Annotated in this window: 11 protein-coding genes and 1 tRNA gene; 4 read left to right on the top strand and 8 right to left on the bottom strand. The window is 66.2% G+C overall.

Annotated elements, in window-relative coordinates; translation table 11 throughout:
- The first annotated feature begins 4 nt into the window (after positions 1 to 4).
- Complete coding sequence (locus V6M50_RS11620) at positions 5 to 808, top strand: crotonase/enoyl-CoA hydratase family protein (RefSeq protein ID WP_332818725.1); 804 nt, start codon at positions 5 to 7, stop codon at positions 806 to 808.
- Positions 809 to 980: 172 nt separating this feature from the next.
- Here the strand turns inward: V6M50_RS11620 and V6M50_RS11625 are convergent, their stop codons facing one another.
- From V6M50_RS11625 to V6M50_RS11650, 6 genes are read right to left on the bottom strand one after another with little or no spacing between them, the layout of a single operon-like run.
- On the bottom strand, positions 981 to 1,673 hold the full coding sequence (locus V6M50_RS11625) for an ATP12 family chaperone protein (protein ID WP_332818726.1): 693 nt from the start codon (positions 1,671 to 1,673) through the stop codon (positions 981 to 983).
- 7 nt (positions 1,674 to 1,680) lie between these two features.
- Positions 1,681 to 1,917 carry a hypothetical protein gene (locus V6M50_RS11630; RefSeq protein ID WP_332818727.1) on the bottom strand — a complete coding sequence of 79 codons (237 nt, stop codon included), beginning with the start codon at positions 1,915 to 1,917 and terminating at the stop codon, positions 1,681 to 1,683.
- Entirely contained in the window at positions 1,914 to 2,534 is a 621-nt protein-coding gene (locus V6M50_RS11635) for an FMN-binding negative transcriptional regulator (protein WP_332818728.1), read from the bottom strand. The genes V6M50_RS11630 and V6M50_RS11635 overlap by 4 nt, the downstream gene beginning before the upstream one ends.
- A complete protein-coding gene (locus V6M50_RS11640) occupies positions 2,534 to 3,766 on the bottom strand; it encodes an RluA family pseudouridine synthase (protein ID WP_332818729.1) in 1,233 nt (410 codons plus the stop codon). The genes V6M50_RS11635 and V6M50_RS11640 overlap by 1 nt, the downstream gene beginning before the upstream one ends.
- Positions 3,763 to 4,140 carry a fluoride efflux transporter CrcB gene (gene crcB, locus V6M50_RS11645; protein WP_332818730.1) on the bottom strand — a complete coding sequence of 126 codons (378 nt, stop codon included), beginning with the start codon at positions 4,138 to 4,140 and terminating at the stop codon, positions 3,763 to 3,765. The genes V6M50_RS11640 and crcB overlap by 4 nt, the downstream gene beginning before the upstream one ends.
- 48 nt (positions 4,141 to 4,188) lie before the next feature.
- A complete protein-coding gene (locus V6M50_RS11650) occupies positions 4,189 to 4,770 on the bottom strand; it encodes a thermonuclease family protein (protein ID WP_332818731.1) in 582 nt (193 codons plus the stop codon).
- 282 nt (positions 4,771 to 5,052) lie between these two features.
- Between V6M50_RS11650 and V6M50_RS11655 the strand changes: the two genes are divergently transcribed.
- From V6M50_RS11655 to V6M50_RS11665, 3 genes are all read left to right on the top strand, one after another.
- The gene (locus tag V6M50_RS11655) at positions 5,053 to 6,039 is read left to right on the top strand and encodes a MarR family winged helix-turn-helix transcriptional regulator (RefSeq protein ID WP_332818732.1); all 987 of its coding nucleotides are present in this window, start codon (positions 5,053 to 5,055) and stop codon (positions 6,037 to 6,039) included.
- A gap of 54 nt (positions 6,040 to 6,093) precedes the next feature.
- Positions 6,094 to 6,169 (top strand) — tRNA-Val (locus V6M50_RS11660).
- A 67-nt stretch (positions 6,170 to 6,236) separates the two neighbouring features.
- Positions 6,237 to 7,694, top strand: coding sequence for an amidohydrolase family protein (locus V6M50_RS11665; RefSeq protein ID WP_332818733.1), 1,458 nt, complete (start codon positions 6,237 to 6,239; stop codon positions 7,692 to 7,694).
- Here V6M50_RS11665 and V6M50_RS11670 read toward each other — a convergent pair.
- Both V6M50_RS11670 and acnA read right to left on the bottom strand, forming a co-directional pair.
- Positions 7,691 to 7,966 (bottom strand): CBU_0592 family membrane protein, encoded by a 276-nt coding sequence (locus V6M50_RS11670; protein ID WP_332818734.1) that lies wholly within the window; start codon positions 7,964 to 7,966, stop codon positions 7,691 to 7,693. The two genes, V6M50_RS11665 and V6M50_RS11670, sit on opposite strands and share 4 nt — an antisense overlap.
- 69 nt (positions 7,967 to 8,035) lie before the next feature.
- Positions 8,036 to 10,711: an aconitate hydratase AcnA gene (acnA, locus tag V6M50_RS11675; protein ID WP_332818735.1), complete on the bottom strand. Its 2,676-nt coding sequence runs from the start codon at positions 10,709 to 10,711 to the stop codon at positions 8,036 to 8,038.
- Between the last annotated feature and the right edge of the window lie 118 nt (positions 10,712 to 10,829).

Consider the following 10,829-nt stretch of genomic DNA (forward strand, 5'->3'; position numbering starts at 1 on the left):
TCCCATGAAGGACCGTATTTCGATCACGATGCTCGAGGGCGGCATCGCCGACGTGCGGCTGATCCGCGCCGACAAGATGAACGCGCTCGACCCCGCGATGTGGGACGCGCTGGCGGAGGCGGTCGATCAATTGAAGGCCACCGCAGGCCTGCGCGTCGTCGTATTGTCGGGCGAAGGCCGCGCCTTTTGCGCCGGGCTCGACCTCTCGAGCCTCAGCAACGAGCGCGATCCGGGCGCGAGCAGCGCGGGCGGCAGCCTTGCCGATCGCACGAAGGGCATCGCGAACAATGCCCAATATGCCGCATGGGGCTGGCGCGAAATCCCGGTGCCGGTGATCGCCGCGGTGCATGGTGTTGCGTTCGGCGCGGGCAGCCAGATCATGGCGGCCGCCGACATCCGCATCGTCCATCCCGACACGCGCATCGCGATCATGGAAATGCGCTGGGGCCTCGTCCCCGACGTCGCGGGCATGGCGTTGTGGCGCACGCAGGTCGCCGACGATGTGCTGCGTGAGTTGATCTATACCAACCGCGAATTCAACGGGTCGGAGGCGAAGCTCCTCGGGTTCGCGACGCATGTGTCCGACGATCCGCTGGTCAAGGCGATGGAGCTTGCCCACGTGATCGCCGACAAGAATCCGCACGCGATCCGCGGTGCCAAGCGGCTGTGCAACATGCTCGCCGATGCGAGCGACGCCGAAATATTGCAGGCCGAAAGCGACGAGCAGGTGAAGGTGATCCGCACCCCGAACCAGATGGAGGCGGTGATGGCGGGGATGCAGAAGCGCAAGCCGAATTTTACGGATTAGAGTGCAATCACCGTCATTTAAACCGCATCCCCGAGCCTTCGACTGCCTTGGCAGGCGCTCAGGATAAACTTCGGCCCTTGGTCGAAGACGAGGGGCTCGTTCGAGCGAAGCGAGAACCTCGACGTCGCTGCCTCGCCTTCGCTCGGGAAGACGGGTGGGATCGGGTCACACCCTAGTCGAGCAACCCCAAAAACCGCGCCGCATTGTCCCAGTCGCGCTTGTGCGCGGCGCGCTGCGCCTGCGCCTGCGCGTCGGCGCCCCAGCGGCGTTCCTGATACAGCTCGTCGAGGCTCACCGCCTCCCACAAAAGCTCTGCGTCGAACGCTTCTTCGATGCGCGCAAGGCCCGCGACGAGTGACCCGCCGATGGTGACCAGCGGTGTCAGCGCCGCCATCCGCCACGGATCGATCGCAAACACCGCAGCGCGGAGCGCCGCGATCGTCACCCGCGGCTGATCGACGGGCAAAATCCCCTGCGTGATGACGAATTCGATCCCGAAACGCGCCTCCGCCCATGTGAGCAACGGGTTCCACGCCGCTACCTGTTCAGCCTGGAGCATCGCATCGCGGTCGTCGCGGTAACAGAAAAGGTCGGTCGCGGCATAGGCGGCAACGGGCTCGGCAAAGGCGGCCGGGTCGGGCGAGGCGAGATCGATCGCGGCATTGGCGATGCCGGTCATCGGCATATTCGAGGGATCGATCGTCTCGCCCTGTTCACGCCATTCGGCGGCAATCGCCTCGGCCAGCGCGAGGCTCGTCACGACCAGCGGCGCGCGATGCGGCGTGCGCACCGGCCGCCCATCGAGCGCGATGCCCCAGCCGCCGTCCTGCAGGGCGACTTCGACCTCTTTCCAGAAACGCTTCACAGGTCGATCACAGGTCTTTGGGCGAGCGCCAGCGCCGCGCGAGGAGCAGCGGCATGACGGCGAAATCGAACGCGCCGATCAGCACGACGGCAACCCCGAGCCAGCGGTCGGTCGGCTGGCCGGCGAGTTCCCATCCGCCGCGGATCAGCACAAAACCGACAGCCACGAAGATCGCGCCCATCAGGCGCATCGACGTGATGGCAAAGAAGCGTTTTTTGGCGAGAGCATCATCAGCCTGGGTCATGCGCCCTCCCTATCGCCGCCGAGGTGGCGCATCAACTGTGCGAGCGCGCCGTGGCCCGTTGCCTCGACCCCCTCGATCACGCGTTCGCGCTCGTCGGCGGGCTTGTTCTGCGACAGCTTGATTGTCGGGCGCCATGCGGTGATGCGCATTTCGAAACCGACAATGGCGCCGGTCATCTTGCTGAAGAGCGCGGGGTTCATTTTGCCCCGCGTCCATGGCGGATTGGCGCCGACGCGCGCCTCGTGCTGCGCAGAGAGTGTATCGAGCTGCGCGACCAGTGCGTCGTCGTCGAGCTTGCGCACTGTGCCTTCCATTTCTATCGCGACATAATTCCACGTCGGCACTTGGTCGGCTTCGCTGTACCAGCTCGCGCTGACATAGGCGTCGGGACCTTGCACGACGGCGAGCGCACTCGCGCCGCCCAAGTGGCGGGTCAGCGCGTTACCGCGCGCGATGTGGAATTGCAGCGTGATCGCATCGGCGCTCAACACCACCGGCGCGTGCGCGACGCGCGGCCCATCGGGGGTGTTGGCAAAGATCGCGGCAAAGCCGATCTCGCGCACGAGCAATTCGGCGAGATCGTCCTGCCGCGGGCGAAAGGCGGAGTTCGGGTGCATCAGCCCGCTTTGGGTGAGCGCGCCGGATGCTTCTTCGCGCTCGGCTTTTTACCCGCGGGCTTCCCCGACGCCGGCTTGCCGGGCTTCCCCGGTTTCGCCTTGGGTTTGGGTTTCGGCTTGCCGACGAAATCGGTGGGCTTTCCTTCGGCGGTGCGGCCGCGCCGTTCGCCGCGCCGCGCCTTGCGGATCTGCTTGCTGTGCGCCTTCGCCTGCGCCTTCAGCGCCGATTTGGGCGGCGGGCCTTTTTCGCCCGCGTCGATGCCGACATCGCCGAGCAGCAGGTCGAAACCCAGATCGTCGATGCTCGCCGCGAAATGGGCGGGCAGGTCGGCGCTGATATCGATCGCGCCGCCGTCGGGATGGTCGATGCGCAATCGCCGGCTGTGCAGGTGCATCTTGCGGCTGATCGTGCCGGTCAGGAACGCGCCCTTGCCGCCATATTTGCCGTCGCCGACGATCGGATGCCCGATCGCCGCCATATGGACGCGCAGCTGATGCGTGCGCCCGGTCAGCGGCTGCAATTCGACCCACGCCGCGCTGTTCCCCGCGCGCTCGATCACGCGGTAGCGCGTCCTCGAGGCAAGGCCGCTGTCGTGGACGTGCATCTTCTCGCCGCCCGATCCCGGCTGCTTGGCGAGCGGCAGGTCGATCTCGCCCTGCTGGATGTCGGGCACGCCGACAATCAGCGCCCAATAGGTCTTCTTCGCGCTGCGGTTCGAAAAGCTCTTTGCGAAATAGGCGGCCGCCTTTGGCGTGCGCGCGATCAGCAGCGCGCCCGACGTATCCTTGTCGAGCCGGTGGACGAGCTTGGGCCGCGTTGGCCCATCGAATTTCAGCGCATCGAGCAGGCCGTCGACGTGGCTCTCGGTCTTGGTGCCGCCCTGCGTCGCGAGCCCCGGCGGCTTGTTCAGCACGATCGCGCTCGCGTCGCGGTGGATCACCATCCCGGTCGCCAGCTCGACGTCGGCGTCGGTCAGCGGACGGCCCTTGCGCGCCGGGCGCGCGACGGTCTCGACCGGCGGGCTCGGCATCACCAGTTTCTGGCCCGTCGCGATGCGATCCGACACGTCGGCCTTTTTCCCGTCGAGCGTGAGCTGTCCCGACCGCGCCCAGCGTGCGAGCAGCGCGTGCGGCGTCCCCTCGCGGTGACGCTTGAACCAGCGGTCGAGCCGGATGCCGTCGTCTTCCTCGGCGATGGTCGCGCCATCGAGATTTGGCTTGGCGTCGCTCATGCCGGCACCTGCCGCACAAGGAACAGGCCCAGCCCGCAGGCGGCGATCGCACCGATGACCGACGCGAGGACATAGGCGGCTGCCTGCGCGTTTTGGCCGCGTTCGAAAAGCATCCAATATTCCATGCTGAAAGAGGAAAAGGTGGTGAAGCCGCCGAGAATCCCGACGCCGACGAACAGCCGCGCCGTGTCGCCGCCACCGCTGCGCGCGAGCCAGCCGACGAGCAGGCCCATCAGGAGGCTGCCGACGATATTGATCGACAGCGTCCACCATGGGAAGCCGGGGCCGAGCCGCGCGAGCATCGCCTGGCCAACCAGATGGCGGGCCCCGGCGCCGATCGCGCCGCCGATCATGACGGGGAACAGGCTGTTCATGACGCTCGCCCTAGCCGGAAACGGCGGCGAGGCATAGCGGGTGCGTGGTTACGCGTCGGGCGGCGTCAGCGCGGTGGCCGGACGCTCGTGCGTCGCGCGCCAGTTTTCGGGACGGACGAAGTCGCCCTGCCAGATGCCGCGTCGTTTCGCCTGCGCCTCGGCTTCTTCGACCATATAGGCTTCGACGGTCGCGATCGCCCAGCCTTGCCGGACCATTTCGGCGCCAAGGTCGATCCCGTCGGGGAAGGGGCGAGTGCGGCAGGCGGCGAGCGTGCGGTCGTAATGATCCTTTGCCGCGACCTCGCAATAGAGCGGCCCGCGGCCCGCGAGTTTTTCGAGCATCGTCCGCGCTTCGCGTCCGCAAGGCCAGCGACTCGCGTCGCCGCGCGCGCAATCCTGTCGATATTCGACCGCGTCGATGCCGGTCAGGCGGATCGTCAGCGTGGCGTCCTCGTGCTGCACCGTCAGGCTGTCGCCGTCGATGACATGGACCAGCGGAACTGTGGTCACCGGCGCCGGCAGCCACACCCACGCCGCATAGGCCAGCCCGCCGAGCAGCAACAGCGCGACCAGCGAGCGGAAGCGCCGCCGCCAGCGCAAGCGGGTGAGCGGAGAGGGGCCTGAAACCATGGTACTTCGACTGACCCGGTCCGCGCCGCTTGGCAAGTGTGAAGTAGATATTGACGAGGAGAACAAATCATGTCCAAATTGGATTAATTCCACTCGGGCCGCCACGCGCCGACTCATGCAACGAACATCGCTTGGGTCCGGATCGGCGGAAAACAGGAACGAACAAAAGGTGAATACCGCCGAAATGACGACATAGTTACGCCAAGGTGGAGCGACGAAGCGGAGACAGGCATCATGATGGACCAGGACACACAAGTGCGGACGGATTTTCGATTTGAGGGCTTGGGCACTGCCGTTCATGGTGCCGCGACCTGGCCCGATGCGGGGGATGCCGGGGCGGCGCCGGCGCGGTTGCTGTTCGTAGGACCGCGGGACTGCGCGCCCGACATCGATCGCGTGGGCGACGTGCGGCTCGTCGCAGCGATTTCCGCGCCCCGCGCCGCGGACCATGTGCGCCGGATGGGCGCGATCGACATGATCTGGCTGACCGCCGCCGAAATGATCGAAAGCGAAATGCTCGCCGATCTCTGCGCGGCAGCGGCCGAGCGCGGATGCAGTCTGATCTGCGAAACCACACTCGCCGCGCTCGACCGCGTCGCGGCGGTTATCCCCGAATCGCTGCGGACCGAATATCTGGTCGATGCCGATGCGACCGAACGCCTGATGGCGCTGGTGGCGGTGCGGCGCACGCCGCGGATGACGGTCCACGATATAGCGCGCGGCGATGCGATGGAACGGATCGACCAGCTGCAGGAGGAAGTGGCGCGCATCTCCCGTTTGCTCGGCGACCTCGCTGGCCAGCGCGGCCTTGGCGGCACCCCTGCGGGTTTTGCGCCGCGGGGCGACGATTTTGCCGATTATCCGGGGCAGGTCCGTTCACCGCCGCGCGATTATGCGAACATGCCGCGCAGCTTCGTGCCCGAAGACCGCACGATCGACCGGCAGCGCGCGAAGGCGGTGCGACGGGTGCTTCGCCAGCGGCGGATGCGCGAGCAATATTTTCCCGCCGACCTGTTCGCCGATCCGGCGTGGGACATGCTGCTCGACCTCTACGCCGCGCGGCTCGAGCGCCAGCCGGTATCGGTGTCGAGCCTCTGCATCGCGGCCGCCGTCCCCGCGACGACCGCACTGCGCTGGATCAAGACGATGACCGACGCCGGCCTGTTCGTGCGCGAAGCCGACCCGCACGACGGCCGGCGCATCTTCATCGCGCTCGCCGAAGGCGCGTGCGATGCGCTCGCGCGTTATTTCGAGGCGCTGGAGGAATAGCGGCGCGCTTGCCAGCGGCGGCAGCTTGTGGCAGGGGCGCGCTTCCCTGAACGGGGGCGCTTAGCTCAGTTGGTAGAGCATCTCGTTTACACCGAGAGGGTCGGCGGTTCGAGCCCGTCAGCGCCCACCATCCTTCAGCCTTGTTGTTTTTGCCCTCGCGGCGTTAAGGGGTTTTCCTGTTCGGAAAGGTCCCCGCGATGCAACGCCTGCTTACTGCTCTCGCCTCTGCCCTGATGGTCTTTGGGCAACCAGCATCCGCAGCGCAGAAGCAGGGCGACGTCATCATCCGCCACGTTACGCTGATTGATGTCGAGGGCGCCAAGGCGATCGAGGATCAGGCGGTCGTGCTGCACGGCACCGACATCGTCGCGGTCGGCCGCGACGCCGCAATCGCGCAAGGCTGGCGCGCAAGGCAGAAAATCGACGGCAAAGGACGCTTCCTGATCCCGGGCCTTTGGGACATGCACGTCCATTTCGGTGGCGGCCCCGAGCTGATCGAAGAAAATAAGGCGCTGCTGCCGCTCTATGTCGCGAACGGTATCACGACGATCCGCGACGCATCGGGCGACCTGCCCAACCAAGTGCTGGCGTGGCGCGGCGAGATTGCGAACGGAACGCTGTTCGGCCCGCGGCTGCTGACCTCGGGGGCGAAGATCGAAGGGATTGCCCCGCTCTGGAAAGGCACGATCGAGGTCGGCAGCGAAGCCGATGTCGACGCCGCGCTCGCGCGCCTGAAGCAGCGCGACAAGGTCGATTTCGTGAAAATCACCGACAGCACGCTGAAGCCCGAACTGTTCCTCTATGCGCTGCGGCAGGCGAAGGCGCTCGGCCTTCGGACCTCGGGCCATATTCCGATGGCGCTGACGGTCGACCAGGCGGTCAATGCCGGGATCAGCTCGATCGAGCATCTCGACTATGCCTATAACGCCGGGGCGAAGGATGAGGCCGCGGTCGCCGCCGATTTCGCCGCGGGGCGCATCGATCGCGCCGAGGCGAACCGCCGCCTCGACGCCGGTTTCGACCGCGATACCGCGATGGCCGCCTATCGCCGTTTTGCCGCCAAGGGCGTGTTCGTCACTCCGACGCTCAATGGCAGCCGCATCATCGCCTGGCTCGACCGCGACGATCATTCGAAGGATGCCGGCCTCGCCTATATCGGCCCGAAGCTGCGCAAGACCTATGACTGGCGCGTCGAGCGCGCAGCCAAGGCCGATGCCGCCGCGATCGCGGCGCGGCACGCCCATATCGACGAGATGGCGGCGATCCTGCCGATGCTCGCCGAAGCGGGGGTGCCGATCATCGCGGGGACCGACGCGGGCTTTCTCAACAGCTTCAACTATCCGGGCTTCGGCCTGCACGACGAGATCGCGCTGTTCGCCGAAAAGGGGCTGACCTCGGCGCAGGCGCTCGCCGCGGCGACGCGCGCGGGGCCGGCGTGGTTCGGCCAGCTCGACCGCTACGGCGCGATTCGGCCAGGCATGGCGGCTGACCTAGTATTGCTGGGCAGAAATCCGCTTGAAGACATCGCTGCGACGCGTGCCATCGATACGGTGGTGATGCGCGGGACGGTCCATGATCGTGCGGCGCTCGACAAGATGCTCGCCGATACGAACGCCAAGGTTGCGGCGTGGAATGCCGAGGCCGCGAAGCCCTAGGGGACCGGCGCGCGCGCGGCCCGCCGTGCGCGCCATACGCTCCACAGGGTGAAGATCCCCATCGCGGCCCAGATGACGTTCAGCACCGCCGAGGGCAGTGCGCCATTATAGCCCGAATTGATGATAAAGCCGCCCGCGCCGATCACATTCATCCACTGATATAGATAGCTGCGTCCTTCGAGCTTGCCGAGCGAGAGCAGGATATAGGCGGCAAGGATGATGACGGCCGCGGCCCAGCCGATGACCTCGATGACGATGGTTTCCGCGCTCATCCGCTTCCCTTCCAAAAAGAAAACGCCCGCCCCGGCGAGGGGGCGGGCGTCTCTGACGTCCTTCCGCCGTTACGCGGCGAGCTTGCGCAGCACGTAGTGCAGGATGCCGCCGTTCATATAATATTCGACCTCGTTTGCCGTATCGATGCGGCAGAGCGTATCGAAGCTGAAGGTCGAGCCGTCGGGGCGCGTGACATTCACCGTCACCGTCTGGCGCGGCTTGAGATCGGCGACGCCGGTGATGGTGAAGGTGTCGTCGCCGGTCAGGCCCAGCGTCTCGCGCGTCTGGCCGTCGGTGAACTGCAGCGGCAGCACGCCCATGCCGACGAGGTTCGAGCGGTGGATGCGCTCGAAGCTTTCGACGATCACGGCGCGGACGCCGAGCAAATTGGTGCCCTTTGCCGCCCAGTCGCGCGACGAGCCGGTACCATATTCCTTGCCCGCGATCACCACCAGCGGCGTGCCGTCGGCCTTGTGGCGCATCGCGGCGTCGTAGATCGGCATGACTTCGGCGCCGTAGCGCGACATGCCGCCTTCGATGCCGGGGACCATTTCGTTCTTGATGCGGATGTTGGCGAAAGTGCCGCGCATCATGACGTCGTGGTGGCCGCGGCGGGCGCCGTAGCTGTTGAAGTCGGCCTTGCTAACCTGATGTTCCATAAGCCATTTTCCGGCCGGCGAGTCCGCCTTGATCGAACCCGCGGGCGAGATGTGGTCGGTGGTTATGCTGTCGCCGAGGATCGCGAGCGGCTTGGCGTCGATGATGTCCTTCACCGGCGCGGGGGTCATCGTCATGCCCTCGAAGTACGGCGGGTTCGCGACATAGGTCGAGCCCGCGCGCCACTGATAGGTGTCCGATCCTTCGACCTCTATCTTCTGCCAATGCTCGTCGCCCTTGTAGACATGGGCGTAGCGCGCCTCGAACATATCGCGGTCGATCGCGGCGTTCATCGTGTCGGCGACTTCCTGGTTGGTCGGCCAGATGTCGGCGAGGAAGACGTCCTTGCCGTCCTGGTCCTGCCCGATCGGGGTCGTCGTGAAATCCTCGGTCACCGTGCCCTTGAGCGCATAGGCGACGACGAGCGGCGGCGAGGCGAGGAAGTTCGCGCGCACGTCGGGCGACACGCGGCCTTCGAAGTTGCGGTTGCCCGACAGCACCGACGCGGCGACGATGTCGTTGCCGTTGATCGCATCCGAAATCGGCTGCGCCAGCGGCCCCGAATTGCCGATGCACGTCGTGCAGCCATAGCCGACGAGATTATAGCCGACCGCGTCGAGATGGACCTGCAGCCCCGCCTTCACCAGATAGTCGGTGACGACCTGCGACCCCGGGGCGAGCGAGGTCTTGACCCACGGCTTGGGCTTCATGCCGCGCTCGTTCGCCTTCTTGGCGACGAGCCCCGCGGCGACCATCACGCTGGGGTTCGAGGTGTTGGTGCAGCTGGTGATCGCGGCGATCACGACGTCGCCGTCGCCGATGTCGTGGCTGGCGCCCGCGACCGGAACGCGCTTGAACCCGTCATGCTTGTAGACGTTGGCGAGGTCGGCGTTGAACACATTATCGACTTCGGTGAGCACGACCTTGTCCTGCGGACGCTTCGGCCCCGCGAGCGACGGGACGACGGTCGACATGTCGAGTTCGAGCGTGTCGGTGAACACCGGGTCGGCGGCGCCCTCGACGATCCACAGCCCCTGCGCCTTCGCATAGGCCTCGACCAGCGCGATATTCTCGGCGCTGCGGCCGGTCAGGCGCATATAGTCGAGCGTCTTGTCGTCGATGCCGAAGAAGCCGCAGGTCGCGCCATATTCGGGCGCCATATTGGCGAGCGTCGCGCGGTCGGCGAGCGACAGCGACGCGAGCCCGGGGCCGAAATATTCGACGAAGCGGCCGACGACGCCCTTGGCGCGCAGCATCTGGGTGCAGGTGAGCACGAGGTCGGTCGCGGTGACGCCCTCGTTCAATTTGCCGGTGAATTTGAACCCGACGACTTCGGGGATCAGCATCGACACCGGCTGGCCGAGCATCGCGGCCTCGGCCTCGATCCCGCCGACGCCCCAGCCGAGCACGCCGAGCCCGTTGATCATCGTCGTGTGGCTGTCGGTGCCGACGCAGGTGTCGGGATAGGCGACGGTCGCGCCCGACGCGTCGTCGCTGGACCACACCGCCTGCGCGATATGCTCGAGGTTGACCTGGTGGCAGATGCCGGTGCCCGGGGGGACCGCCTTGAAATTGTCGAGGCTCTTCGATCCCCATTTCAGGAAGTCGTAGCGTTCGCCGTTGCGATAATATTCGATCTCGACATTCTGCTCGAACGCCTTCGGGTGGCCGAATTCGTCGACCATCACACTATGGTCGATGACGAGGTGCACGGGGACGAGCGGGTTGATCTTGGTCGTGTCGCCGCCGAGCGTCGCGATCGCATCGCGCATCGCGGCGAGGTCGACGACGCAGGGAACGCCGGTGAAATCCTGGAGCAGCACGCGCGCCGGGCGATACTGGATCTCGCGGTTCGAATGCGGGTCCTTCTGCCAGTCGACCAGCGCCTGGACGTCGTCGGTCGACACGGTGAAGCCGCCATCCTCGAAGCGCAGCAGGTTTTCGAGCAGCACCTTCATGCTGAACGGCAGCCGCGACACGTCGCCGAGCTTCGCGGCGGCCTTGTCGAGCGAATAATATGCGTAATTCTTGCCGCCGACGCTCAGCGTCGAGCGGGTGCCAAGCGTGTCGTTGCCCGTGGTCGTCATAGGATTGCAGTCCCCATGTTGGCGCGGCGGGGAATGACTGTCCGAAGGCGAAGCGGGAGAGCGGGGCCAACGGGAGTCGCACGCGCGGGTTTATGTTGGCGCCGCCTTACGCCGGGGG

Source organism: Sphingopyxis sp. (genome assembly GCF_036675685.1).
Taxonomy (GTDB): Bacteria; Pseudomonadota; Alphaproteobacteria; order Sphingomonadales; family Sphingomonadaceae; genus Sphingopyxis.

Bases quoted from the DNA above. Each gene is read 5' to 3' on its own strand.
- V6M50_RS11620 (WP_332818725.1), top strand. From the start codon at position 5: ATGAAGGACCGTATTTCGATCACGATGCTCGAGGGCGGCATCGCCGAC.
- V6M50_RS11630 (WP_332818727.1), bottom strand. From the start codon at position 1,917: ATGACCCAGGCTGATGATGCTCTCGCCAAAAAACGCTTCTTTGCCATC.
- V6M50_RS11635 (WP_332818728.1), bottom strand. From the start codon at position 2,534: ATGCACCCGAACTCCGCCTTTCGCCCGCGGCAGGACGATCTCGCCGAA.
- V6M50_RS11640 (WP_332818729.1), bottom strand. From the start codon at position 3,766: ATGAGCGACGCCAAGCCAAATCTCGATGGCGCGACCATCGCCGAGGAA.
- crcB (WP_332818730.1), bottom strand. From the start codon at position 4,140: ATGAACAGCCTGTTCCCCGTCATGATCGGCGGCGCGATCGGCGCCGGG.
- V6M50_RS11650 (WP_332818731.1), bottom strand. From the start codon at position 4,770: ATGGTTTCAGGCCCCTCTCCGCTCACCCGCTTGCGCTGGCGGCGGCGC.
- V6M50_RS11665 (WP_332818733.1), top strand. From the start codon at position 6,237: ATGCAACGCCTGCTTACTGCTCTCGCCTCTGCCCTGATGGTCTTTGGG.
- V6M50_RS11670 (WP_332818734.1), bottom strand. From the start codon at position 7,966: ATGAGCGCGGAAACCATCGTCATCGAGGTCATCGGCTGGGCCGCGGCC.
- acnA (WP_332818735.1), bottom strand. From the start codon at position 10,711: ATGACGACCACGGGCAACGACACGCTTGGCACCCGCTCGACGCTGAGC.